This window comes from Actimicrobium antarcticum (genome assembly GCF_039536745.1).
Taxonomy (GTDB): Bacteria; Pseudomonadota; Gammaproteobacteria; order Burkholderiales; family Burkholderiaceae_D; genus Actimicrobium; species Actimicrobium antarcticum.
In genome coordinates, this window is the sequence record NZ_BAAAZE010000010.1 from 176,611 (window position 1) to 201,993 (window position 25,383).

Sequence of the window (25,383 nt, forward strand, 5' to 3'; positions counted from 1 at the left end):
GCATGCCGATCTCCCCCAAAAAACTCCTGCTTTCAAAGTGGACCGCGTTGATACCCGTCAATCGTGAAAAGCACTTTCTGGTGTCAAAAGTGATCCTTCCGGAAGATGGCTCACCGATCACGCACGTGGATCTGCAAGCGGTCCACTCGCAGCGCATCCAGACCATCGCCTGGCGCGAACTGGAAGACACCACAGTCTGGGTAGTCGGATGGAAATGACAATGCAGGTACCGGCACTCGAATGCCGCGCCGTCAAAAAAGCCTACGGCAATGGCCGGGTGGTGCTGACGCATCTGGACTTTATCCTGCAGCCCGGCGAATACGTCGCGATCATGGGCGAATCCGGCGTCGGCAAATCCACGCTGCTGAACCTGATCGCAGGCCTGGATACACCGGATGCCGGTACCGTGCTGATCGATGGCGTGCCGATCTCGGGTCTGACCGACGATCAGGCGACTCACCTGCGCCGTGAAAAGCTCGGCTTCATTTTCCAGGCATTCCATGTTTTGCCGCACCTCACGCTGGCACAAAACGTCGGCCTGCCGCTGCTGCTCAATGGCGCAGACATGACCCGCGCCACCGAAATGCTGGACAAGGTTGGCCTGCAAGGACGCGGCAATGATTTTCCGCGCCAGTTGTCGGGCGGCGAATTGCAGCGCGTTGCGATTGCACGGGCGCTGGTACATCGCCCGAAGCTGGTGCTGGCCGATGAACCGACCGGCAACCTCGACCCCGACACCGCCCACGACGTGCTGACCCTGCTGCGCGACGAAATCAAGTCCAATGGCGCATCGGCCATCATGGTGACCCATTCGCTGGCCGCCGCCGCCACCGCCGACCGCATCCTGATACTGACCAGCGCCGGCTTGCAAGCGCTTCCCGCAGCCGCATGACGTCGGTCCTGACGCGCTGGCTGGTGTTCGGCGAATGGCGCGCCCATCCATTGCGGGCACTGGCCGCGATTGCCGCGATCGCGCTGGGTGTCGGCCTCGGCTTTGCCATCGACCTGATCAATGGCGCTGCCTTCAACGAGTTTTCGGCAGCGGCAAAAAGCCTGTCAGGCCAATCCGACCTGCAGGTGCGCGGCGCGCAGCCGCTATTTGATGAAAAGTGGTATCCGCAGCTGGCACGCCACAACGGTGTGGTGCTGGCCAACCCGGTGCTGGAGATCGACGCGACCATTCCCGGTCAGCGCGGCGCCCTGAAAATCATCGGCATCGATATCTTCCGCGCCGCCGCGCTGGCGCCCGACCTGCTGGGCGTGCCTGCCGCCGATCAGCCCTTCGACACGCTGGCCGACGACGCGATCTTCCTGTCGCCCGCCGCGCAGTCGTGGCTGAACGTCAAGCCCGGCGATACGCTGCGACTGCAAAGCGGCACCGGCACCATCGGCCTGCGCGTGGCCGGCGGCATCGTCCGTGCGCGGCCAGGGCAGCGCATCGCCGTGATGGATATCGCGGCGGCGCAATGGCGTTTCGGGCGGCTTGGCAAGGTCTCGCGCATCGATCTGAAACTGGCGGATGGTGTTTCGCGGGACGCATTTCGCAACGCACTCACGAAGGAATTTGGCGGCGCGTTGCTGGTCACCGAGAGTGCCGACCAGGAAGCCCGCAGCGCCAACATGTCGCGCGCGTACCGGGTCAACCTGAACGTGCTGGCGCTGGTGGCCTTGTTCACTGGCGCGTTTCTGGTGTTTTCGACGCAGGCCTTGTCGGTGCTGCGGCGGCGTTCGCAATTTGCATTGCTGCGCGTGATTGGCTTTACGCGCAGCCTGCTGTTGCGGCAGGTCTTGCTCGAAGGCGGCTTGCTGGGCGCGCTGGGTTCGCTGGTCGGGCTGGCGGGCGGAACGGCGCTGGCGGCGCTGGCATTGCACTATTTCGGCGGCGACCTCGGTGGCGGCTACTTCCCGGGTGTGCGGCCCAGCCTGCAATTCAATGGCGTGACAGCGGCGATTTTCTTTGTGCTGGGAACCGGGATTGCGCTGCTCGGCAGTCTTGCGCCGGCACTCGAAGCGGCCCGCGCGCAACCGGCACCGGCACTCAAATCCGGCAGCGAAGACAGTGCGCTGGCACGCCTCGCCACGCCATGGCCGCCACTGGCCTGCCTGTTGCTGGCGGCGTTGCTGACGCGTTTGCCGCCGGTGTTCGAGCTGCCGCTGTTCGGTTATCTGGCCGTCGCGCTGCTGCTCATAGGCGGTATCGCGCTGATGCCACGACTGGCCGTGGTGGTGTTTACGGCGCTGGCCCGACGCGGGCAGCGCACCACCGTGTCGATGCTGGCCCTGGCACGGCTGGCGAACGCACCCAACCAGGCCTCGATCGCGCTGGGCGGCGTGCTGTCGAGCTTCAGCCTGATGGTGGCGATGGCGATCATGGTGTCGAGTTTTCGGGTCTCGGTCGATGACTGGCTGGTGCAGTTATTGTCGGCCAACCTGTATGTGCGCTCGGCCTCCAGTGGCGACACCGGTGCCATGAAACCTGCCGAACAAACTCTGCTGGCCGCTCTGCCCGGCCTCGACCGCACCGAATTTCTGCGCACGCTGCCATTGACGCTGGACCCGGCCCGTCCGGCGGTGGTGCTGCTGGCACGGCCGATCAGCGTCAGCGCGCCCGAAAAAACCTTGCCGCTGACCGATGACGTGATCGATGCGCGCAAGCTCGGACCCGGTGTGCTGCCGGTCTGGGTATCGGAAGCGATGCTGGATTTGTATGGCTACCGGGTCGGCCAGCAAGTGCGACTGCCGCTGGGCGCGAACGCGCCGCCGTTCATGGTGGTCGGCGTCTGGCGCGATTACGCCCGGCAGTCCGGCGCGGTGCAGATCCGTCTGGCCGATTACCAGCGCCTGACGGGCGATCTGGACGTCACCGATGCGGCGCTGTTTTTCCAGCCGGGCGTGGGGACCGATCAGATCATCAAGGCGGTGCGGGCGCTGCCGTTCGGTAGCGCAGTCGAGTTCGCCGACCCCGGCGAAATCCGTGCAATCAGCCTGAAAATTTTCGACCGCAGCTTTGCCGTCACGTACCTGCTGGAAGTCGTCGCGATCGTAATCGGTCTGTTCGGTGTGGCGGCGACATTTTCGGCGCAGACGCTGGCGCGGGCCAAGGAGTTCGGCATGCTGCGCCATCTGGGCGTGACGCGCCGGCAAATCCTGCTGGTGCTCGGTGCCGAAGGCGGCCTGCTGTCCGGGATCGGTATTCTGGTGGGCTTCGTTCTGGGATGGGTGATCAGCCTGGTGCTGATCTTCATCGTCAATCCACAATCGTTTCATTGGAGTATGCAATTGCACATGCCGTGGGGAATGCTGGTGTCGGTAGCCGGCCTGCTGCTGGTGTCGTCGGCGCTGACCGCCGTGGTGGCAGGGTCGCGCGCGGTGGCCGGTGATGCGGTGCGCGCGGTGCGGGAGGACTGGTGATGCGCTGGCTTGCACTGGGTCTGCTACTGCTGGCCGGACTGTGCGCTGCCGCGCCACCGGTGTTCGACACCGTCAAGCCGGCCGTGCCATTGCAGTTCCCGGCCGACTTCGGCGCGCATCCGGCGTTTCGGACCGAATGGTGGTACGCCACCGGCTGGATCGAGACCCCGGATAAAAAGCCGCTGGGTTTTCAGATCACGTTCTTTCGCTCCGCCACCGACCATGACCGCAGCAATCCGAGCGCCTTCGCCCCGTCGCAACTGATCATCGCCCACGCAGCCCTGTCGGACCCGGCCATCGGCAAACTGCAGCACGACCAGCGCACTGCCCGCGCCGGCTTCGACCTGGCATACGCGCGTGAAGGCAATACCGATATCAGGCTGGACGACTGGCGCTTGCTGCGCAATGCCGACGGCAGCTATCAGGCCAGCGTGCGCGGCCGTGAATTCACGTTGCAGTTGACGCTAACGCCGAGCCAGCCGCCCCTGTTGCAAGGCGATGGCGGGTTTTCACGCAAGGGGCCGCAGATTGAACAGGCCAGTTATTACTATAGCCAGCCGCAACTCAAGGTCAGCGGCAAGCTCACCCGCAACGGTGCGCCAGTGGCCATCACCGGCACCGCCTGGCTGGATCACGAGTGGTCGACCAGCGTGCTCGATGCCGATGCCAGCGGCTGGGATTGGGTCGGTGCCAACCTCGACGATGGCGCGGCACTGATGGTTTTTCAGATCCGTAACAAGCGGGGTGATAAACTTTGGGCACATGCTGCATTGCGAGAAAAATCCGGCGCGGTAACGCAGTTTACGCCGGAGCAAGTACACTTCACGCCGGATCGCCACTGGCGCTCGCCGCGCACCAGCGCGTCGTACCCGGTGGCGACCACCATTACGACCGGCACGACGCGCTGGCAACTGATTCCGCTACAAGATGATCAGGAACTCGATTCGCGCCAGTCGACCGGTTCGGTGTACTGGGAAGGCGGCGTGACGATCCTGCGCGACGGCCAACCCACAGGCCGCGGCTACCTGGAAATGACCGGCTACGTAAAACCTCTGAAACTATGACAACGACAACTGCGACTGCTGCAAAACCTGTGACCACCCCTGCCGAACCCGCAAAAAAAACCAGTCTCGCCACCCTGGCCGAACTATTCCCCTTCCTGAAACCCTATGGTCGCCAGTTCATCCTGGCCGGCATCGCACTGGTGATTGCGGCCTGCGCGACGCTGGCGGTGCCGTATGCCTTCAAGCAGATGATCGATCTCGGTTTCGGCGGCAACGGCATCAAAAGCGCGGCCCATATCGACCTGTACTTCCTGGCGCTGTTTGGCGTGGCGAGCGTGCTGGCCGTGGCGACGGCAGCCCGCTATTACATGGTGTCGTGGCTGGGCGAACGAGTCACCACCGACATTCGCAACGCGGTGTACGCGCATGTGGTGACGCAAAGTCCGCAATTTTTTGAAACCACCCAGAGCGGCGAAGTGCTGTCGCGCCTGACCACCGACACCACGCTGATCCAGTCGGTGGTCGGCACAAGTATTTCGATGGCGCTGCGCAATGTGCTGCTGTTCATCGGCGGCATGGCGATGCTGTTCATCACCAGCGTCAAACTGACCGCCATCATTTTTGGCGCACTGATCCTGGTGGTGGCACCGATCGTCGTGTTCGGCCGGCGCGTGCGCAAACTCTCGCGCGCCTCGCAAGACCGCATCGCCGACGCCTCCGCGATGGCCGGCGAGATCCTCAACGCGATGCCCACCGTGCAGGCATTTACCCACGAAAAAATCGAATCAAATCGCTTCGGACGACTGGTCGAAGATGCCTTCCAGACCGCGATGCGCCGCATCCGCGCCCGCGCGTTGCTGACGATGATCGCGATCCTGCTGGTGTTTGGCGCGATCGTGTTCGTGCTGTGGCTGGGTGCCCATGCCGTCATCGAAGGCACCATGACCGGTGGCTCGCTTGGCCAGTTCATCCTGTATGCGGCCATCGTTGCAGGCTCGATCGGTGCCTTGTCGGAAGTGCTGGGTGAAGCGCAACGTGCTGCCGGCGCCACCGAACGCCTGCTGGAATTGCTGGCCGAAGAATCACCGATCCAGTCGCCGTCCAATCCAAAAGCACTGCCACCGCAAACCGCTGGTGGCGCCACGCTGGACTTGAACGACATCACTTTTTACTATCCATCACGCCCCGACAGCGCGGCGCTGGCACACCTTTCGTTGACGATCCCGGCCGGTGAAACTGTGGCCATCGTCGGTCCGTCCGGCGCCGGCAAGACCACCCTGTTCCAGATGCTGCTGCGCCTGTACGACCCGCAACACGGCAGCATCCTGCTCGATGGCGTGGACATCACCGAACTTGATTTGCACACGCTGCGTGGTGCGATCGGCATCGTGCCGCAAGACACCGTGATCTTCTCGGCCAATGCCATGGAAAACATCCGCTACGGCCGCGATGGCGCCAGCGACGATGAGGTCATCGCCGCCGCCAAAATGGCCGCAGCCCACGAGTTCATCGAGCGCTTGCCGGAGGGCTATCAGTCATTCCTGGGTGAGCGCGGCGTACGCCTGTCAGGCGGCCAACGCCAGCGCATCGCGATTGCCCGTGCGCTGCTGAAGAACCCGCCGTTGCTGTTGCTGGATGAAGCCACCAGCGCGCTCGATGCCGAATCCGAACGGCTGGTGCAAAGCGCGCTGGAAGCGGCCATGGTTGGCCGAACCACACTGGTGATTGCGCATCGCCTTGCCACCGTCAAGCGGGCTGACCGGATTGTCGTGCTGGAGCATGGACGGATAGTCGAGACCGGCACGCACGCGGAACTGGTTGCGCAGGACGGGTTGTATGCGAGTCTGGCGGCGTTGCAGTTCGGGGTTCAGGGATAACGGCGCGAGGCGGCTGTGCGCGTTTCAATTGTTGACGTTGCATCGGCCAATGCCACCAAGCCTGTCTGACGGTGTTTGAGGCAAACGGCATCCAACACATCCCACGTAACCGCCTCGATGAAAGACACCATGCTGGAATTACTGAAATCAGGCGGACTGTTTGGCGTGACTGCGCTGGCCGAAATCGTCGGCTGTTACCTGACGTGGCTGGTTCTGAAACAAGACAAGTCGGCCTGGTTGCTGTTGCCGGCAGCGCTTGCTTTCGCGCTGTTTTCCTGGCTGCTCACACTGCATCCGGCGGCGGCGGCGCGCGTCTACGCTGCTTATGGCGGCGTGTATATCGCGGTCGCCTTGCTGTGGCTGCGATTGGTTGATGGCATTGCCTTGACGCGCTGGGACCTGACGGGTGCGGGGCTGGCGCTGGCCGGCATGGCAGTCATCGTGCTGCAGCCGCAAATGCGCTAAACGGCAGCGACGGCGCTAGTCACGCCCGGCTTCGGGCACTGGCTGTTCCGGGACCGGTGCCAGCGACGGGGTCCACTTTTGCACGCGATGCGACTGACTCCTGACCGCAGGTGCCACATTGGCCGACGCCATGGCGCTGTCCGCAACTGGCACGATGGCGTCTCGCTGCGTGGTTGACGCCTCTTTTCTGGCAAAGGGATCGACACTGAGGCGGCCCCGGATATTTCCCCAACCGCCACCGTCGAGCGGGTAAATCGTTTCTTCCTGAATGTAGTCGTCCAAGGCTGCCTGGCGACGCTGCAAATATTCCGGAGTGCGGGGGCGCTTGATTGCCGACGCACTGGTATTAGTCGATTCGTCTCTTGCCCGTTTGACGCCGCCGGACTTCGTACCTGAAGCGCTAGTCTTTGTCTGCTTTTGCGACAGGGCATCGATACGCATCCGGACGATCTGGTCGATGGCTAATGTTTTCACGGGGCGGGCACGGCGTACTTCACGAGAAGGATCAGAAGACACTGCCCGCGCCACGGGCGAGGCGGCGGCAGCAGTGTCCGCGCGCCTTGATTTCCTTGGCAAAGTCGCCTTCCGGTCCTGCGGATCATCACCCAGACGCCCACGGATATTTCCCCAACCGCCGCCTTCGAGCTCATAAATCGTTTCTTCGTCAATGTAGGCGTCAGAGGCCTTGATGCGCGCGCGCACTGCTTCTGCGGATCGACTCGACGCTTGAGGTTGGTTCACTGGCCTGGACCGGTGAGTCGGGTTCTTCAACGATGCTGTAGCTGGCCCGGCCCGCTTCGACGCGGGCGAACGTGCAACCGCAGCTGCGGGTTCGACCATGGTGGGAGGACGGGATAATTTTTTCTCTATGGTGTTACGTATCGCCCGCTCACGAGGATTTTTCCCTTTCAATCCTGGCGGCAGCGATGGCTCGTGGTGCGACCTCGCATTTCCAGGCAGGAGCGGCCTGCGCGATGAGCTCGGCTCAGGATGCACGGATGCAGGTTTTGGAAACAGGTAATTCGAGATGCGCTTGAAAATATTCATCGTGGCTCGTTTCGGTATGGATGCTCGCTGGGCAATGACGCAGGCAATGGCTTGATAGGGCTAAGTGGTGTGCCGGTTGTTCGTGGTTCCACCACAGAGTACGAAGCCAATCCATCACCGGCTTCATAAGCCCGAGACCTGTAGCAAATGCGTAGACGGCGCACTGCGCTGCGCTTATTGACGCCCTGCGAAGCGGGTCGTGAAGCGGGTCGTCTACCGGTATCGAGCCATGACCCGTACCGACCCGACATCGCCACTCTTGAGCAAGGCAAGCGCGATAACAGGGCTGCCAATAAGCTACAATCATCCACTTTTCCTGAGCCTTCGCGATGCAACAATACCTCGACATGATGCGCCACGTGCAGCAGCACGGCACCGAAAAAACCGACCGCACCGGCACCGGCACCCGCTCGGTATTCGGCTACCAGATGCGCTTTCCGTTGCAAGACGGCTTTCCGCTGGTCACCACCAAAAAACTCCATCTGAAATCCATCATCCATGAGCTGATCTGGTTCCTCGATGGCGCCACGAATATCCGGTACCTGAAAGAAAACGGTGTCTCGATCTGGGACGACTGGGCCGATGCCGAAGGCAATCTCGGTCCGATCTACGGCTACCAGTGGCGCTCGTGGCCGACACCGGATGGCGGGCATATCGACCAGATCACGCAGGTGATGGAGCAGATCAAGACCAATCCCGATTCGCGCCGGATGATCGTCTCGGCCTGGAACGTCGGCGACATCCCGCAAATGAAATTGCCACCCTGCCATGCGCTGTTCCAGTTCTATGTGGCCGACGGAAAGCTGTCGTGCCAGCTGTATCAGCGCAGCGCGGATATCTTTCTGGGGGTGCCATTCAACATCGCTTCGTATGCGCTGCTGACGCACATGATGGCGCAACAGGCGGGGCTGGAAGTGGGGGATTTTGTCTGGACTGGCGGCGATTGCCACCTGTATTCGAACCACATGGAGCAAGTGAATTTACAACTGTCGCGCACGCCGCAAGTGCTGCCGAAGCTTGTCATCAAGCGCAAGCCGGAGTCGATATTCGATTATCGGTTTGATGATTTCGAGATTACCGGGTACACGCCGGATGCGCATATCAAGGCGCCGGTGGCGGTTTGACGATGGCATGAAAAAAGCGCCTGTCGCGGAATGCGGCAGGCGCTTTTTTTATTCAGGCATTGGCATTATCTGACCAGGTCAGAGGCGCTGCACCACGCCGTTGATATCAACGAAATATCCTTCCGGTGTGATGAAGAGTCGACCAACCTGAAATCCATTGCGCATCAGGCTCAGCTGTCCTGAGCCGCTGAAGGTACCGTCAACAGCATACTTGGAAGACAGCTTCCCGTTCGATGCATACGAGACGCCATCTAAAATGAAACGGAGATTGCGCTGTTCGAGGCTTGATTCGATGCTTTTTTTCGCCGCGTTCTCGAGATCAGTAAGCGCGCTATCGCCACCGGTGAATTGCGTCAGCTGACCGGTCAGGTTATTGCGTAATGTCGACCCGATCGATGGCGCAAATGTCACCAAAGAATTTGTCAGGCCATTCGCCTTCGTCTTGGTCAGCGTGAATTGCGCGCTGCCGTTACCGGTCAGGCTAGACTCTTCCGCAGTACCGATGTCCGACCTGAGTCGGAAATCACTGATATCGCCAGTCAGGTTAAATTGCGTCAGTTCGGCATTGAGCGTGTAGCTGATATTGGATGTACCGCTCAAAGTATCCCTGCTGTTGATACTGGCACAATCGTTGAACGTGCCACTAACACGGTTGCTGCCTGTCGCCACCAAAGTGCCGACAGGAATCGGTTGGCCGTTGAAGGTACCAGTGGCGCTACCGGTACGGCAGACATTGGCTGGATTCAACCAGAACGTCTGGTCTATTTCATTTTCCTTGGTGAACTCGTTCAACGGTGCAGCAACCATCCCGGACATACCAAAAGACTGGAACAGCAACCGGATCAGGCTTGCCAATTCGGCCGGTGGTGTAGCAGGGGTCACTGTCAACTTCGCCGCAGAGCTGGTTACCGATCCGGCAGAGTTGGTCACCGTCACCGTGAACTGTGCCTGATCGTCGGTCAAAGCAACCGCAGGCACCAGAAACGTGGAGAGCGTCGCGCCTTCAATCGGGCGACCATTGCGTGACCACTGGTAACTGAAATTGCCGGCAATGGTCATCGTAGTCCTGAAATACACGGGCGTTCCGTTCGGTGCACTGATTGACGCCGGAGCCAAAAGAAACGCGGGAGCCACCACGGTTCCCGGCGGCAGAAGCTTCAGACATTCAGGCAACGTGATGTCAGTGGTTGATGGTCCAGCCAGAACTCCATTCGATACGCGTGTATAAGCAGCGCCGATAGTGGCCTGCGAATTGCGACGCATCGCGACACGGAATTTTCCCTCTGGGTTGGTACGGGTAGATGCAATGCCAGAATAATCAATACCGCTACTTATCACAGGCACCGCATCCAGTGATTTACCGTCAGCACTCGACACACAGCCATTGACGAAAATCGAATCCAAAGCTTTATCAGCATTCCACGTCGAAAAATGCTTCACGCTCCCCTCGTAATACTGATTCGGCGCAACCCCCGCCAACGTTGCAACGCCTTCCTCAACCCACAATCCGGTCGTCTCGTTAAAGTAAAACAACGGTACCGTCGGCGGCGGCAAACCCGACCGGCTGGCGAGCGGGATACGGATCGTCGCGCTCTGCCCTGATGCCAGATTGAGCGCCTTGCCCGCCGCATCCCGTAACTGCACCGACAGCGCTCCGAAACTTTCGATATTGGCGCCGGTACTGGTGGTGTAGTCACCCGGCATGTTGGCGGGATTGGTGGCCGGATTGATGGCGGCGATCTTGACGGTGACGGCGCCTTGCGGTGCGGCGCCAGTGGCTGCATCGACCACGCTGGACGGTGGCAGCGTGACGCTGGCGGGAGTGATGCTGTCCTTGACTGTGGTGCCGGCGCTGTTGTCGAAGGTGGCGCTGGCAGAGATCGGTGCCATGCGCGCATTGACGCTGGCGGTTGCGCCGCCGCTGACGGCGGTGGTGGCAAAGGCATCGGCATAGCCGTCGCGCACGAAGCGCAATACCGCGCGCTCTTTGCCAGTGATGCCATCCTGACTAAAACTGCCATCCGCGGCGGTGGTCACCGACTTGCCGTCGACTTGCACCAGAACGCTGCCGAGCGGCAGTCCGGTGTCACTGGCGACGACGATACCGGCTATGCGGCCCGATGTCGCGGGCACGTCATTCGACGTCGGTGGCGGTGTCTCGGCAACTGCCCCGGTACCGCTGCCGCTATCGCCGCCACACCCTGCCAGCACCAACGCGCTGGCTGCAGAGAGGATCCAAAACTTGTACTGCCTACTGATTTTCATGCCGACTACTCCTGGTTGATTTTTAATAAAAACAACCAAAAATACTGTGTCGATGAGGCTTTCAGTGACGGCTCGGTCGGCGCGTTGCCACAGTGGCCGATCTCCCGCAATAGTCGTGACGAAACGTCGGGGCAAACCAACAAGGGTGATGCGCCGATCTGACGTTTTCTGCAACAGTCGCGGCGAAGTTGTCGCACAAGAGCAATTGCCGAACCCTGCGCCCACGCCGGTATAATCCGGGCACACGAACCATCCAAAAAACACCGGACGCCGCCATTGACCATGACAAGACTGACCCTGATCGTCGCCACCGATAACGCCGGTGGCATCGGCATCCGCAACACGCTGCCATGGAAACTGCCGGAAGACCTGGCGCATTTCAAACGCACCACCAGCGGCCATCCGATCCTGATGGGTCGCAAGACCTTCGAGTCGATCGGGCGCGCCTTGCCGAACCGTCACAACATCGTCATCAGTCGCAATCCGGACTGGCACCATGACGGGGTCGAGCGCGTCGCTTCGCTGCAGGCCGCGCTGGACCTGTGCGCGCCAGCCGAGGTCTTCGTCATTGGTGGTGCCGAAATTTATGGCCTGGCATTACCGCTGGCGGATCGCCTGATCGTCACCGCCATCGGCCAGCGCTTCGAGTGTGACGCCTTTTTCCCGGCGATCGATCCGGCACAGTGGCGCGAAACCGAACGGCAATCGCATCACTCCGACGCCAACGGATTCGACTTCGATTTCGTCACCTACCAACGCACTTCCCCAACCGCACAAGGCTAGTCATGTCAGAAGGTTTTCATGTCCACGGACCGCACGATCATGCGGTCGAACACGCCGCCCATGATGGCGACAAATTCTCGGGCCGCATTGCGGTCATGACCGCGATCCTGGCCACCGTCGGTGCCTTGTTCGGCTATCTGGGCGGTGCCACGCAAAACAATGCGGCGCTGCTGAAAAACGACGCCGCCATCAAGAAGACCGAAGCCTCGAACCAGTGGAACTATTACCAGGCCAAATCGAACAAGCAGAATCTGGCCGAACTGGCGATGGCGCTGCCGGGTGTCAATGTCGAGAAGTACAAGGCGGATGCCGCACGCTACAAACTTGAAAAGGAAGACATCAAGGTAGCGGCAGAAAAACTCGAAGCCGCCTCGCTGGATTTTGATCATCAATCCGAGCAGCAAATGCATCAGCATCATCGCTGGGCCATGGCCACGACTGCCGAACAGATCGCGATTTCACTGGCTGCCATCACGCTGCTGACGCGCCGCAAGTGGATGCAGTACATGGCCTACGGGATTGCCGCGATTGGTCTCGGGCTGGGCCTGCTGGCGTGGTTTCCGCATTTGCTGGCTGGTCATTAAATTCTTGAAAATCAATCATCCAACGGACCTCCCACAGCCGCTGCATTTCTGCGAAAATTCGTTTCCTGATCCACGACGCCACCTGACCCGGTGTGCGTTTCACTTGCCGCGTGACCAATCCGGCCACTGGAGAACACCATGAAATTCCGCTTCCCGATCGTCATCATTGACGAGGACTTCCGCTCTGAAAACACCTCTGGCCTGGGCATCCGCGCCCTCGCCGACGCCATGGAAAAAGAAGGCATGGAAGTGCTCGGCGTAACCAGCTACGGCGACCTGTCCCAGTTCGCCCAGCAGCAATCGCGCGCCTCTGCCTTCATCCTGTCGATCGATGATGAAGAATTCGGCGCCGGCTCCTTCGAAGAAACCGACCACGCCCTGAAGTCCCTGCGCGCCTTCGTCGAAGAAATCCGCCACAAGAATGCCGATATCCCGATTTACCTGTACGGCGAAACCCGCACCTCGCGCCATATCCCCAACGATATCCTGCGCGAACTGCACGGCTTCATCCACATGTTCGAAGACACGCCCGAGTTCGTCGCGCGCCACATCATCCGCGAAGCCAAGTCATATCTGGATGGGCTGTCGCCGCCGTTCTTCCGTGCGCTGGTGCATTACGCCAACGACGGTTCGTACTCGTGGCACTGCCCGGGACATTCCGGCGGCGTGGCATTCCTGAAGTCACCGATCGGACAGATGTTCCATCAATTCTTTGGCGAGAACATGCTGCGCGCCGACGTCTGCAACGCCGTCGAAGAACTCGGCCAGCTGCTTGACCATACCGGCCCGGTTGCCGCCAGCGAACGCAATGCGGCGCGCATCTTCAATGCCGACCACTGCTACTTCGTGACCAACGGCACCAGTACCAGCAACAAGATGGTCTGGCATTCGACGGTGGCGCCGGGCGACATCGTCGTGGTCGACCGCAACTGCCATAAATCGATCCTGCATTCGATCATCATGACCGGCGCGATCCCGGTGTTTCTGATGCCAACGCGCAATCACCTCGGCATCATCGGCCCGATTCCGCTGTCGGAATTCACGATGGAAAACATCCGCAAAAAAATCGAGGCCAATCCGTTTGCCCGCGAAGCCAAGAACAAGAAGCCGCGCATCCTGACCATCACGCAATCGACCTATGACGGCGTGATCTACAACGTCGAAACCCTGAAGACGATGCTCGATGGCGAAATCGACACGCTGCATTTCGATGAAGCGTGGTTGCCGCATGCGACGTTCCATGACTTCTACAAGGACATGCACGCGATCGGCAAGGACCGTCCGCGCGCCAAGAAGTCGATGATCTTTTCGACGCAATCGACCCACAAATTACTGGCCGGCCTGTCGCAGGCCTCGCAAATCCTGGTGCGCGAATCCGAAACTGTCAAGCTCGATCAGGATGCGTTCAACGAGGCGTATTTGATGCACACATCGACCTCGCCGCAGTATTCGATCATCGCTTCGCTCGATGTCGCAGCGGCGATGATGGAAGCACCGGGCGGCACCGCACTGGTCGAAGAAAGCATTCTGGAAGCACTCGACTTCCGCCGTGCCATGAAAAAGATCGATCTCGAATGGGGCCATGACTGGTGGTTCCAGGTCTGGGGGCCGGACACCTTTTCGGAAGACGGTATCGGCGAGCGCGATGACTGGATGATTCGCGCCGAAGATGACTGGCATGGTTTCGGTAACCTCGCGCCGGGCTTCAACATGCTCGACCCGATCAAGGCCACCATCATCAACCCGGGCCTGTCGCTCGACGGCAAGTTCGGCGAGACCGGCATCCCGGCCTCGATCGTGACCAAGTATCTGGCGGAACACGGCGTGATCATCGAAAAGTGCGGGCTGTATTCGTTCTTCATCATGTTCACCATCGGCATTACCAAGGGCCGCTGGAACACGCTGCTGACGGCGCTGCAGCAGTTCAAGGACGACTACGACAAGAACCAGCCGCTGTGGCGCATCCTGCCGGAATTCGCCGCTGCCAATCCGCGTTACGAGCGCATCGGCCTGCGTGATCTGTGCCAGCAGATCCATGACTTCTACAAGGCCTACGACGTCGCCCGCCTGACCACCGAGATGTATCTGTCGGACATGCAGCCGGCCATGAAACCATCGGATGCATTTGCGATGATGGCGCACCGCGAAATCGACCGGGTCCCTATCGACGAACTCGAAGGCCGCGTCACGTCGATCCTGCTGACCCCGTATCCACCGGGCATTCCGCTGCTGATCCCGGGCGAGCGCTTCAACCGCACGATTGTCGATTACCTGCGCTTTGCACGGGATTTCAATGAGAAATTCCCGGGCTTCGAGACCGATGTGCATGGTCTGGTGACGCGGGAAGTCGATGGCAAGCGCGGGTATTTTGTGGATTGCGTGCGCAAGTAATTCGGCAAATTTGCTGCCCGACGCTGATCGGGCAGCATAGTCTTGCTGGCACGGTGTTGTGCCGGCGGGAGCTCTTCACGCATAAGCGTAATGAGATGACATGTCATCGCCCAGCATGCTATTTATTGGCATTATCATGCTAATATTTTGCACATGATTGCTGACGCGCTATTTTCTCCCTCCCTTCAAAAAATTCTGGCCCTGCTGTTTGTGCGGGTCGACAACGCCTTTTATCTCAATGAAATCATTCGACTGACCGGACTCGGCAGTGCGTCGGTGCAGCGTGAACTGACACGACTGGAAAAAGCCGGGTTGATCACCTCGCAACGGATTGGCAATATGCGTCGCTTCCGGGCAAACAGGGATCATCCTGTCTACCCGGAATTGTATGGAATGATACAAAAAACCTTTGGTCTGACAGGCGTGCTCCAGGCCGTCCTCGCCCCGTTCTTGCAAACCGTGCAGGTGGCTTTTGTCTATGGCTCCGTCGCCAAAGCAACCGAAACCGCAGCAAGTGATGTCGATCTGATGCTGGTGGGCGACGAGATGAGCTATGGGACGCTGTTGTCAACGCTGTCGCCAGCTCAACAGGCACTGGGCCGTGTCATCAATCCGACAATGTACACGCCGGAGGAATTCAGAAAACGGCGGCATGAACAACAGCATTTTTTGATGCGGGTATTGGACCAACCTAAAATTTTTCTGATTGGAAACGATGATGAACTCAGACGCCTTGGCGAACCTGGTCCGGATTCGCAAACTCAAGCCTGAACCTTCCAGCCTGCGTGAATTTGACGGCCTCGTGCGCTCCGCCCTGGAACGCGCAACCGATGCACAAAATCCGGGCTTGACGCTGGCCAGCCGTTTTACTCTCGCCTATGACGCATCACACGCACTCGCACTGGCGGCGTTGCGTGCGTCTGGCTACCGTAGTGAAGACCGTTATCTGGTTTTTCAATGCCTGCCACACACGCTGGGATGGACTGCCGACGACTGGCGCATTCTTGACTATTGCCACAAGAAACGAAACCTGGCTGAATATGAAGGGCACCTGGATGTCGACGATGCACTGGTAAAGGAACTCATTAACCTTGTAACCCGACTACAGCAACAAGTACCTGATCTGCGAGAGCAGATCACAGACTGAGCATCGTATTGCCTCGAGAAAGACTGGCACCAGCGACGGTTGAAGTTCCGTCATTTGGGCTTCTCAGCCAGCCCTTTCACGGTGGGCGTCGGACAGAAAAACAGCGACGGTGACGTTGCCGAACCGTTGGGCTGCGAAGCCCAACATGCGTCAAGCATCCTGTGAGGTTGTTGTACAGTCTTCGGTAGCGGAAGTTGTTAGCGCTCCGAAGCATCAAGCCAGTCGTTACCCGAGGGAGCCGAATCGCTTCCACTTGCTCCGATCGCTTACGGAGCTTGACGCATGTTGGGCTTCGCAGCCCAACAGCCGGTAGTTCGCGTGGTGAAATTTGCGACTCGACGAACACCTTGTAAGGGCTGGCTTCAATGCCCGAGTTACACACTGCGGTAAAGACCCACACCACACAAACCAAGCCTGAGAAACTAACAAATGCAGCATGAAGTCACGCAGCATCGTCTATAACAACTAGCGCGCCCGATCGGCCCCAATCGGCGCTACTGGCGCCGGCAGCCCAGCCCTCTCCAGAAAACCCGCAGCACGACTGACCATGAAATCGAGCGCAAATTCGGCAGTCAACCCCAGGTTCAATGCCTCGAACACCGGCACCCAGGTTTCATTACCCTGCACGCTGCGGCGCACCCGCAAGCCGGGATTGAACTGGTACCAGCCCTGCTGGACCCGCACGAATAGCGCCCGGTTGTACGCATAATCACGCGCGACCTCGTTACGCGACAGGATATGAGAGATGTGCCGGCGCAGATTGCGTTCGGGCCACACCACATTGGGCGGAAGATACTGCCAGACATCGAGGATCGCCGCAGTGTCGAATGCGCCATGCGGCCGATCCTGGAAATGCGTGAAGCGCGACGAGAACAGTACCCACATGGTCTGAAACAAAAAATATTCCGCCATGTGACGGTCGAGTCGGACCAACCGGTCTGCTGCGCTGACATCCAATGCAGAGGGCGCCAACAATTCATACAGCAGGGCAAACGGCCCGCGCGCAAAAGCCTCGTCGCGAAACGCTTCCCGCATGGCCCAGTGCAGCGCGTTCCAGCCATAGTGATCGACGGCTTCGCGATCGGCGCCGCGCTCCAGCAAGGCTTCAACCAGCGCGATGTTGCCGGCAATGGCAGCCACCATCAGCGGCGTCTGGTTCAGTGGCAAGCGATGGTCGACACCATACTGATCGCACTGGCGCAGCACGTCCTTGAAGTGATTCGTGAAATAGGGCGAATAGCTTTTACCCTGCAATGCCGTCCGTTGCGCATCAAAATTGCGCGCTACCTCGAATTTCGCCTCGACCGCCAGCCGCCTCGCCAGCATCGGCAAATCGAAACAGGTGGCGATGTCATAGAGTTGCTGGCGCTGCTTGTTGCCCGGTGCCTGATCTCGAAAAACCTTCACCAGGAGCTCACGGGTTTTATCAGTATCGAAGACCGGCCACGGTACCGCCGCCTGGCGCAGGATGTCGCGCCGGATCGCCTCGGCCTGTTCCTGCTTGCCTTGCAGTTCGAGCTTGCGGGCTTCCTTCTGCCAGTCTTCCATCGACGAGCGGCCTTATCGACCTGCACTGCGCCTCCGGTGGCCAGGTCGAGCAGATCGAATAACGGATGGATGGTATCGGACTCGACCAGATACAGGTTGGACACCGCCCGCGTCAGTGCCACATACAGCGCGTTGACAAAAAACTTGTAGACCTCGGCCGTCTTGTCGGACTTGTCGCGCGCACGGCGGTATTCGAGCGAGTCGACCTCCAGCGCGGCCTTGTCGACACCCTCGGCGATGCCGGCAAACTCGGCGCGATGGTCCGAGACAAACCGGTACAGCACGATGTTGTCGTATTCGAGGCCCTTGGCTTCGTGGATCGAGAACAGCAGCGGCGTGCCGAAATGCTGGCGCGCTGCGGCCTTATCTTCATCACGCATCACCAGCACGGCAAAGCGGGTCGACTGGCGCGTCTGGCGATCGAGCTCGCGCTTGACGGTGTCCTTGTCGGCCATCAGCGCAACCTGCCCGGTCGTGCCGCCGACGCTGTCGACCAGAAAATTGCTTTCTCGGTCGATCGAACCGAAGCGCTGCTGCTTGATTTTCAGAAGCTGGTTGGCCACGCGGGTGGCGGCAGTGCCGTTGCGAAAATTGGTCGTCAGGACGCGCAGGGCTTGCCGCTCGGCCAGCGCCGGATCGTGCCAGAACACACTGCGCACCGTCGCCCACGAGAAAAAATTCGGATGCACGATCTGGTTCGAGTCACCGCACAACAGAAACTGGCCGGGCTGCCTCAGCGTACGCAGCACCAGCGCCAGCTGAATCGCGGTCAGGTCCTGCACTTCATCGATGACGACAAAGTCATAGCGCGGCGCGGCCAGCGATTGCCATTGCTGTGCGATCAGATTCACATCGAACAGGCCGGCAGCAGCCAGCCAGGCGCGGTATTTGTCGAACAGGTCGTACAGCGCCGGACGCTGTTCCGCAGCAAAAATCGACTGGCGAATACCGAGCGCCAGATAAGCAGCGCGATCGCACACGCCCGCACTGCCGGCGGTGATGACGCCACGGATTTCCTCGAAAGCCTGATGCGCATCGATGCCTTTGAAACCCACCCGCACGCCATCGAACCAGCCTGCAAAATCACGCCACAGCGCCTCGCGGCCAGCCGGTTGACGGATCGTTTCGAGGAATTCGCGGTACGACAAAAACACTGCATCCTGCCCGGGGTGTTCGTAGCCATTGGCGTAATACAGGTCGCGGGCATTGCGCGCCAGGAAAGTCGAGTGCGTTACATACAGCACCTCCCCAGTGGCCTGCTTGAGCTTTTCGAGGGTCAGTACAGTCTTGCCGCTACCGGCGCTGCCGACCACGATCAGCGGGGCGGGCAGATGATAAATCTCGTCCTGGGCCGCATCGAACGAAATCGGTTTGTCGAGCAGGTGAACGGTAGTCGAGTCAGGACGCAGGTAGCGCAACGGTGTGGGGTCCTGCATCGCTTCCTGCCGTGCTTCGGCCAGGTCAACGTCGGGAATGCGCGCCTCATCGATCACGGCACCGCGCAAAAATCGCGACTTGTCGTAATCGTGGTTCAGGATCACTTCCAGCATCAGGGCGCACACCTCGTCGCCATGACGCACCAGCGAAAACAGCAGTCGGTCGGCATCATTCAGTCGGGCGCGATAGAACTTGGCGTGACTGTGGCTGACCAGTTTTTTGGCCTGCGCACCGGCGAAGTCATCGCGCTCGATGGCGGCGACGACTTTGCGGTAGGCCGCAGTGACCCCGGTGGTATCGAGGCCGATGTATTGAAGAACTTTCATGGCATTTCCGACCAGCAGGCAAACCGCAATTGGACTATCTGCGACGGCGACAGAATCAGCCTGCCGTAGCCGCCAGCGATTTAGGTGACGCTGATTTGCGCTCGATCAGGCTCTCGGCAACGTCACGCCACGTTGGCCCTGGTACTTGCCATTGCGATCCTTGTATGAGGTTTCGCAGACTTCATCGCTTTCGAAGAACAGCACCTGTGCGCAACCTTCGCCGGCATAAATCTTCGCTGGCAATGGTGTGGTGTTGGAAAACTCCAGCGTCACATAGCCTTCCCATTCCGGCTCGAACGGCGTGACATTGACGATGATGCCGCAGCGGGCATAGGTCGATTTGCCAAGGCAGATCGTCAGCACGCTGCGCGGAATCCGGAAATATTCCATCGTGCGCGCCAGGGCAAACGAATTGGGGGGAATGATGCAGACATCGCTTTTGACATCGACGAACGATTTCTCGTCGAAGTTTTTCGGGTCGACGATGGTCGAATTGATGTTGGTAAAGATCTTGAATTCATCGGCACAGCGGATGTCGTAGCCGTACGACGAGGTGCCGTAGGAAACGATTTTCTGGCCATTGGCTTCACGCACCTGGCCGGGCTCGAAGGGTTCGATCATGCCGGTCTCGGCGGCCATGCGGCGTATCCACTTGTCGGATTTGATGCTCATTGTTGTCTCGTGCGGTGATTGGAGGGCGGGAACTGCGCCGGCATTGATTGCAACAACGCAGCAGGTAGCGGATTTTACGTGAAAAGTCGCATGGAACCCGGCCAAATTGTTGCTGGAGACCGACCCATCAGATCCGGGTCGATCTCTTTTGCATCGTCAACCAAAAATCGCTGCCGACGCACGGGAGGGGTTGTTCGCCATCCAAAGCTAGTAATACGTCAACTCCCGCGCTTTCCCCCAAAACACCTTGTACGAAAAAATCGTATACCCAATAATCGCCGGCAACACCACCGCCACACCAATCAAAATGATCTTCAACGATTCCGGCGCACTGGCCGCCTGCCAGATCGTGATCTTGTCCACCACCAGATACGGAAACAGGCTGTATGCCAAGCCATTAAACGCCAGCAAAATAATCCCTACCGTCGAGGCAAACGGCACCCAGCACCAGCGCTCGCTGCCACCTTCAAGCCGCGCCGGCAAGCGCCGTAAAACCTGATCGACCATCAGGAACAGCCCCGCCGTGATGATCGGCACCGGCGCCAGCAACAGGATGTTCGGAAACGAAAACCACTTGGCAAAAATTTGCTGGCTCACCATCGGCGTGGCGATCGATACGGCGGCCACGCCCAGCGCACTCAGCAGCAGGCTGCGATGCGCCCACACGACCGCGCGCTGTTGCAGTGCGCCGTCGGTTTTCATGATCAGCCAGGTCGCGCCCAGCAACGCATAGGCGGCCAGCAGCGCCAGTCCGGTGAACAGGGCGAACACGATCTGCGCCCAGCCGTTCACAAAACCGGTGATGTACAAACCGATCATCACGCCTTGCGCCACCGTGGTGACGATCGAGCCACCATAAAAAATCATGTTCCATGCCGCCTTGTGTTCGTCGCGTGCCTTGACCCGGAAGTCGAATGCCACACCGCGCAACACCAGTCCGATCAGCATCACCGCCACTGGCAGGTACAGCTCGCCGAGGATCACGCCATGGGCTTCCGGAAACGCCACCAGCAAAATCCCGACCCCCAGCACCAGCCAGGTTTCGTTGGCATCCCAGAACGGCCCGATCGAGGCGATCATCATGTCTTTCTGTTCGTCGGTAGCCCGGCGCAACAGGATGCCGACACCCAGATCGAAGCCGTCGAGCACCACGTACACCATCATCGATATCCCCAGCAGCGCCAGGAACACCACGGGCAGCCAGCCGCCCGGTTGGGAAAGTTCAGCCATCATCGGCCTCCGTTGGTGGCCAGCCGACGGCCACTCGCCTGAACCGGTGCCGCATACGGCGCGGTCTCCGGCTTGCCACCCTTGCGCGCCAGATGGAACACCACGCTGATATAGGTCACCGTGAGTGCCAGATAAAGCACCAGGTACATCGCCAGCGTCGAGGCGATCATCGGTGCGGCGATCTTGGAGGCGGCGTCGGCTGTGGTCAGCACGCCGTAGACCAGATAAGGTTGACGACCGATTTCAGTAACGTACCAGCCAGCCAGCGTGGCCAGCCATCCGGCAAACGTCATCGCCACCAGCGTGCGGGCCAGCAGCGGATTGATGTCACCTTTGCGGCGCAAGGTCCACGCCGAGAACCACGACACTGCCAGCATCAGCATGCCCACGCCAACCATGATCCGGAAACCCCAGAACAGCGGCGGTACCGGTGGGTGCTTGTCGCCAAAGGCATCGATACCCTTGATTTCACCATCGGCCTTGTGGGTCAGGATCAGGCTGCCGAGTTTCGGGATGCCGACGGCGTACTTGTTGGATTGCGTGGCCGGGTCCGGTACCGCGAACAGCAGCAGTGGCGCGCCTTTTTCGGTTTTCCAGATGCCTTCCATGGCGGCGATCTTGGCCGGTTCGTGTTCCAGCGTGTTCAGGCCATGCATGTCGCCGACCACGATCTGGATCGGGATCATCACCGCCGCCATCACGATGGCGGTTTTCAGCGCGGCCATGACGGACGGCGTGCGGTCCTTGCGCAACCAGCGATACGCCGAAATCCCGGCAATCAGGAATGCCACGGTCAGGCCGGAGGCAATCAGCATGTGCGTCAGGCGGTACGGCATCGACGGATTGAAGACGATGGCCAGCCAATCGGTCGCATGTGCCTTGCCATTGATCATTTCAAAGCCGACTGGCGTATGCATCCAGGAATTGAGCGCGATGATCCAGAACGCCGATAGCGTCGTGCCAAAGGCGACCATGAAGGTCGATACCGTCAGCACCCGTTGCGACACGCGCTGCGCACCGAACAGCATAATGCCGAGGAAAGTCGCTTCGAGAAAGAACGCTGTCAAGACTTCATAGGCCAGCAAGGGTCCGGCGATATTGCCCACCGTTTGCATGAAACCCGGCCAGTTGGTACCGAACTGGAAGCTCATCGTGATGCCCGAGACCACGCCCAGCGCAAACGTCAGTGCAAAGATCTTGACCCAGAACTGGTAGGCCTCGGCCCACTTCTTGTCGCCGGTGCTGTTGTGGCGCACCCGGAAGAAAAACAGCACCCAGCCCATCGCGATCGAGATCGTCGGGAACAGGATATGGAAGGTCATATTGGCAGCGAATTGCACGCGCGCCAGCATCAGCGGATCGGTCATTGCAAGCTCCATCGGGTCAGGTTATCGAGGCAGGCTATCTGGTTGGTCATGGTCATTCCTTCGTGGAGCCGGAGGTCTTCGCGTTGTCGGGCTTGACTGCAGCTTCGGCAGCGCGTTTGCCACCGGTGACGAGCGACAGTTTTTTCTTTAGTTCGAGAAATTTTTGTGCCTTGGCGCCGAGGTTCATCAGCTGCACCAGCGTGCGGGTATCGAGACGCTGGATATCGTCGAACCAGTGCGTCACCAGTTCGATCAGATCGTGCATTTCCTTCATGCGCTTCTGGGCGTGCACTTCATCGTCGTTGGCCGGCGTGGCCACCAACAGGTCGCGCAGGATGGTCAGCGTCGGATCGATTTCACGCTGGCGGCGCTGGTCTGCGAGCGTGCGGAAGATGGCCCAGATATCTTCCGGCGTCGAAAAATATTCGCGCCGGTCATTCGGCAGATGCTGCAGGCGTACCAGCTGCCAGGAACTCAGTTCCTTCAGGCCCATGCTGACATTGGAGCGCGAGAAAGCGAGGGTGTCGGCAATCTCGTCAGCGTTGAGCGGCTTTTCGGCGACATACAACAACGCGTAAATCTGGCCAACGGTGCGGTTGATACCCCAGCGGCTACCCATCTCGCCGAAGTGAAGTACGAAGTTCTGAATCAGTGGTGACAGGTTCATGGTGGTTTTGAATACATGAAGTTTCAGGAATTACTGAATGTTCAGAACGGATTATAGGGAATTTTGGCAAAGCTTGCCGATGGTCGACAGATGCCGAATCGGGAATGTGCGGGTGGCATCGTAGCCGGGTGCTGGCAGCCGGGGAGCACGGCTGCCGATCTTGCCTATTGCATGGAAACGCGGGTATCAGGATCGCATCAAGCCTGCGCGGCAACCAGCTCCGCGTCTTTCGCACGCACTCTGGCCACCGATGGCCGTGCATTGATGCGATCGATGTAGGCCTTGATCACCGGCGTTGCCGGCACCAATTCGTAACCGGTAATCCACGTCAACGCGGTACCCCACAGCACATCGACCGCCGTGAAGTGATCGCCGAGCATGTACGGCCCGCGCGCCAGCTGCGCGGTCATCGTGCCGAGCATCGTGTCGAAGTCACCATACGGGGACATGCCCTGCGGTGCCGGCGCATTCTTCTGTGCGCGGTCGACTACGGCAGGCTCGAAACACGACGCGTAAAAAACCATCCAGCGCAAGTACGGTCCGCGTAGCGCATCGGTCAGACCAGGGGCGAGGCCAGCTTCCGGATACAGGTCGGCCAGAAACAGATAAATCGCGGCCTGTTCGGTGACGATGGCATCACCGTATTGCACCGCAGGCACCTTGCCCATCGGATTGATCGCCAGATAGGCCGCGCCACGCTGCTCGCCGGCGTTCATGTTCAGCACCTGCAACGTGTAATCGGCTTGCAGCTCTTCCAGCAGGATCAGTGCGCCTGAAGAGCGCGTATTCGGACAATGAAACAGCGTGACGTGACGCGATGATGGGGACATGCCGGCTCCTGACGAGAGATGAGACAGGGAGGCTGACACGAACTACCCGCCGCGCCCCCCGAATTGATCAACCTTTTTTGCTACCGGCCACCAGCAGCAAGCCACCGGCAACGATGGCAGCGATACCGGCCCACACCGGAATATTGACGGTTTCTTTTTCTTTGACGTTCAATTCGATCGGGCCGACTTTCAGAGCCTGCGTGTCCTTGGTGTAGCTAAAACTGCCGTAACCGAGCCCCAGTGCACCTGCGATGATGAGTGCGATGCCGAGTACTTTGATGCCATTCATGATTGAGTCCTTTGAAGTGAAAGTGTGGAGCGACAGTAGCACGGGAATGGATGTTTTCACTCCCGGAATAGACGTTGTCACAACTTTGGCAGTACCACGCGACATGGCGGCCGAATCGCGGAGAAAAACCGGCCGCCCCGGGACTTGCTGCGTCATCAAAAGCGGGACAGGTCCGGGGTTCGTGAGAATATACGGCCGATGAAGCACGCCGGTGGCCGCTGTAAAAATGGCTGGGCTGATCGCCACGAACACCGCTGCAGTCGTCGACACATTCCCCCTCTCTCAAGGAACGATCATGGCAAAGAAAGAAGTACTGGATCCCGAAACCCTGGCACTGATCGAATGGTGTATCGAAGTGGAGGGTTTCCTGGTGGCGGGCGGTGCCACTGTGGCCGAAGCGCAAGACCATATCGAGGAACAGGTCGAGTGGTTCACGGATCAGTTTTATGACGGCTTGACGCCGGAGCAGGCGGCGAAGGAAGCGCTGGCCTGATTAGGAGGTTGAGAAAGACGCGGCGGAGTCGGCCGGCCCCGCAAAAAAATTTTCAGCAAGCATCCGATGTGTGGTCACAGTACCCGACCAACTACGCTGATTTAGTCACCATTTTTTGGTGCTAAATCGACGCTCCTTAGAAACTCTTATCTGGCTCATCATCAGTGCGTTCAGCAATGGCAGCATGTTGTATTGCCCACTCCTGACTCCAACTTGATTTCTGTGCTGTCGGTACTGTAATCATAGTTTCTGCAGATAGCTTAACGTTTAATTCTTCAGCTTTGGCCGCCTGAAAAATGCCGCCATCATTGTAAGAAGTTGAATCATTGCCCATCGATATCGTGATTACTCCAACCACAATAATCACTCCGCAAATCAGGGATCTGTATTTTTTAAATGTCGACATTGTCTTGCTCCACAGTCATT

At 59.4% G+C, this 25,383-nt stretch carries 26 protein-coding genes; 15 read left to right on the forward strand and 11 right to left on the reverse strand.

Annotated features, from left to right (window positions below):
* Positions 1 to 2: 2 nt before the first annotated feature.
* The 6 genes from ABD720_RS13705 (at position 3) to ABD720_RS13730 (ending at position 6,757) form a co-directional block, all read left to right on the forward strand.
* On the forward strand, positions 3 to 218 hold the full coding sequence (locus ABD720_RS13705; RefSeq protein WP_344763899.1) for a TIGR02450 family Trp-rich protein: 216 nt from the start codon (positions 3 to 5) through the stop codon (positions 216 to 218).
* On the forward strand, positions 215 to 892 hold the full coding sequence (locus tag ABD720_RS13710; RefSeq protein WP_425547978.1) for an ABC transporter ATP-binding protein: 678 nt from the start codon (positions 215 to 217) through the stop codon (positions 890 to 892). The genes ABD720_RS13705 and ABD720_RS13710 overlap by 4 nt, the downstream gene beginning before the upstream one ends.
* Positions 889 to 3,411: an ABC transporter permease gene (locus tag ABD720_RS13715; RefSeq protein ID WP_344763901.1), complete on the forward strand. Its 2,523-nt coding sequence runs from the start codon at positions 889 to 891 to the stop codon at positions 3,409 to 3,411. The genes ABD720_RS13710 and ABD720_RS13715 overlap by 4 nt, the downstream gene beginning before the upstream one ends.
* Positions 3,411 to 4,475, forward strand: a complete 1,065-nt coding sequence (locus ABD720_RS13720; protein ID WP_344763982.1) for a lipocalin-like domain-containing protein — start codon at positions 3,411 to 3,413, stop codon at positions 4,473 to 4,475. The genes ABD720_RS13715 and ABD720_RS13720 overlap by 1 nt, the downstream gene beginning before the upstream one ends.
* Positions 4,472 to 6,292 carry an ABC transporter transmembrane domain-containing protein gene (locus ABD720_RS13725; RefSeq protein WP_344763902.1) on the forward strand — a complete coding sequence of 607 codons (1,821 nt, stop codon included), beginning with the start codon at positions 4,472 to 4,474 and terminating at the stop codon, positions 6,290 to 6,292. Before ABD720_RS13720 ends, ABD720_RS13725 begins: the two co-directional genes overlap by 4 nt.
* Before the next feature lie 129 nt (positions 6,293 to 6,421).
* Positions 6,422 to 6,757: a YnfA family protein gene (locus ABD720_RS13730; protein WP_344763984.1), complete on the forward strand. Its 336-nt coding sequence runs from the start codon at positions 6,422 to 6,424 to the stop codon at positions 6,755 to 6,757.
* 15 nt (positions 6,758 to 6,772) lie between these two features.
* On the opposite strand, the gene ABD720_RS13735 is transcribed toward ABD720_RS13730, so the two are convergent.
* Positions 6,773 to 7,804, reverse strand: a complete 1,032-nt coding sequence (locus ABD720_RS13735) for a hypothetical protein (RefSeq protein ID WP_344763903.1) — start codon at positions 7,802 to 7,804, stop codon at positions 6,773 to 6,775.
* Between the two features lie 329 nt (positions 7,805 to 8,133).
* Here ABD720_RS13735 and thyA point away from each other — a divergent pair, with 329 nt between their 5' ends.
* Positions 8,134 to 8,928 carry a thymidylate synthase gene (gene thyA, locus ABD720_RS13740; protein ID WP_344763904.1) on the forward strand — a complete coding sequence of 265 codons (795 nt, stop codon included), beginning with the start codon at positions 8,134 to 8,136 and terminating at the stop codon, positions 8,926 to 8,928.
* Between the two features lie 78 nt (positions 8,929 to 9,006).
* On the opposite strand, the gene ABD720_RS13745 is transcribed toward thyA, so the two are convergent.
* Entirely contained in the window at positions 9,007 to 10,719 is a 1,713-nt protein-coding gene (locus tag ABD720_RS13745; protein WP_344763905.1) for an immunoglobulin domain-containing protein, read from the reverse strand.
* Between ABD720_RS13745 and ABD720_RS13750 the strand changes: the two genes are divergently transcribed.
* The 7 genes from ABD720_RS13750 to ABD720_RS13780 all read left to right on the forward strand — a co-directional run bounded on the left by ABD720_RS13750 (position 10,703) and on the right by ABD720_RS13780 (position 16,098).
* A complete protein-coding gene (locus ABD720_RS13750; RefSeq protein ID WP_344763906.1) occupies positions 10,703 to 10,882 on the forward strand; it encodes a hypothetical protein in 180 nt (59 codons plus the stop codon). The two genes, ABD720_RS13745 and ABD720_RS13750, sit on opposite strands and share 17 nt — an antisense overlap.
* Positions 10,883 to 10,980: 98 nt before the next feature.
* Positions 10,981 to 11,355: a hypothetical protein gene (locus ABD720_RS13755; RefSeq protein ID WP_344763907.1), complete on the forward strand. Its 375-nt coding sequence runs from the start codon at positions 10,981 to 10,983 to the stop codon at positions 11,353 to 11,355.
* Positions 11,356 to 11,475: 120 nt separating this feature from the next.
* The gene (locus ABD720_RS13760) at positions 11,476 to 11,976 is read left to right on the forward strand and encodes a dihydrofolate reductase (protein ID WP_344763908.1); all 501 of its coding nucleotides are present in this window, start codon (positions 11,476 to 11,478) and stop codon (positions 11,974 to 11,976) included.
* A 2-nt stretch (positions 11,977 to 11,978) separates the two neighbouring features.
* The gene (locus ABD720_RS13765) at positions 11,979 to 12,560 is read left to right on the forward strand and encodes a DUF4337 domain-containing protein (RefSeq protein ID WP_344763909.1); all 582 of its coding nucleotides are present in this window, start codon (positions 11,979 to 11,981) and stop codon (positions 12,558 to 12,560) included.
* 138 nt (positions 12,561 to 12,698) lie between these two features.
* The gene (locus ABD720_RS13770; RefSeq protein ID WP_344763910.1) at positions 12,699 to 14,951 is read left to right on the forward strand and encodes an Orn/Lys/Arg family decarboxylase; all 2,253 of its coding nucleotides are present in this window, start codon (positions 12,699 to 12,701) and stop codon (positions 14,949 to 14,951) included.
* A 153-nt stretch (positions 14,952 to 15,104) separates the two neighbouring features.
* Positions 15,105 to 15,722 (forward strand): nucleotidyltransferase domain-containing protein, encoded by a 618-nt coding sequence (locus ABD720_RS13775; RefSeq protein ID WP_344763911.1) that lies wholly within the window; start codon positions 15,105 to 15,107, stop codon positions 15,720 to 15,722.
* Complete coding sequence (locus ABD720_RS13780) at positions 15,670 to 16,098, forward strand: hypothetical protein (protein ID WP_344763912.1); 429 nt, start codon at positions 15,670 to 15,672, stop codon at positions 16,096 to 16,098. Before ABD720_RS13775 ends, ABD720_RS13780 begins: the two co-directional genes overlap by 53 nt.
* Before the next feature lie 465 nt (positions 16,099 to 16,563).
* Here the strand turns inward: ABD720_RS13780 and ABD720_RS13785 are convergent, their stop codons facing one another.
* The 8 genes from ABD720_RS13785 to ABD720_RS13820 all read right to left on the reverse strand — a co-directional run bounded on the left by ABD720_RS13785 (position 16,564) and on the right by ABD720_RS13820 (position 24,464).
* On the reverse strand, positions 16,564 to 17,424 hold the full coding sequence (locus ABD720_RS13785; protein ID WP_344763986.1) for an ankyrin repeat domain-containing protein: 861 nt from the start codon (positions 17,422 to 17,424) through the stop codon (positions 16,564 to 16,566).
* 77 nt (positions 17,425 to 17,501) lie between these two features.
* Positions 17,502 to 19,409 (reverse strand): UvrD-helicase domain-containing protein, encoded by a 1,908-nt coding sequence (locus tag ABD720_RS13790; RefSeq protein ID WP_344763913.1) that lies wholly within the window; start codon positions 19,407 to 19,409, stop codon positions 17,502 to 17,504.
* Between the two features lie 105 nt (positions 19,410 to 19,514).
* Complete coding sequence (gene dcd / locus ABD720_RS13795) at positions 19,515 to 20,081, reverse strand: dCTP deaminase (protein ID WP_344763914.1); 567 nt, start codon at positions 20,079 to 20,081, stop codon at positions 19,515 to 19,517.
* A 207-nt stretch (positions 20,082 to 20,288) separates the two neighbouring features.
* A complete protein-coding gene (locus ABD720_RS13800; RefSeq protein WP_344763915.1) occupies positions 20,289 to 21,311 on the reverse strand; it encodes a cytochrome d ubiquinol oxidase subunit II in 1,023 nt (340 codons plus the stop codon).
* Entirely contained in the window at positions 21,311 to 22,678 is a 1,368-nt protein-coding gene (locus ABD720_RS13805; protein ID WP_344763916.1) for a cytochrome ubiquinol oxidase subunit I, read from the reverse strand. The genes ABD720_RS13800 and ABD720_RS13805 overlap by 1 nt, the downstream gene beginning before the upstream one ends.
* Before the next feature lie 52 nt (positions 22,679 to 22,730).
* A complete protein-coding gene (locus ABD720_RS13810; RefSeq protein WP_344763917.1) occupies positions 22,731 to 23,345 on the reverse strand; it encodes a GbsR/MarR family transcriptional regulator in 615 nt (204 codons plus the stop codon).
* Positions 23,346 to 23,542: 197 nt separating this feature from the next.
* A complete protein-coding gene (locus tag ABD720_RS13815; RefSeq protein WP_344763918.1) occupies positions 23,543 to 24,175 on the reverse strand; it encodes a glutathione S-transferase family protein in 633 nt (210 codons plus the stop codon).
* A gap of 67 nt (positions 24,176 to 24,242) precedes the next feature.
* Complete coding sequence (locus tag ABD720_RS13820; RefSeq protein ID WP_344763919.1) at positions 24,243 to 24,464, reverse strand: hypothetical protein; 222 nt, start codon at positions 24,462 to 24,464, stop codon at positions 24,243 to 24,245.
* 295 nt (positions 24,465 to 24,759) lie between these two features.
* Here ABD720_RS13820 and ABD720_RS13825 point away from each other — a divergent pair, with 295 nt between their 5' ends.
* Entirely contained in the window at positions 24,760 to 24,957 is a 198-nt protein-coding gene (locus tag ABD720_RS13825; protein ID WP_344763920.1) for a hypothetical protein, read from the forward strand.
* A 136-nt stretch (positions 24,958 to 25,093) separates the two neighbouring features.
* Here ABD720_RS13825 and ABD720_RS13830 read toward each other — a convergent pair whose 3' ends face one another.
* On the reverse strand, positions 25,094 to 25,363 hold the full coding sequence (locus ABD720_RS13830; protein ID WP_344763921.1) for a hypothetical protein: 270 nt from the start codon (positions 25,361 to 25,363) through the stop codon (positions 25,094 to 25,096).
* Between the last annotated feature and the right edge of the window lie 20 nt (positions 25,364 to 25,383).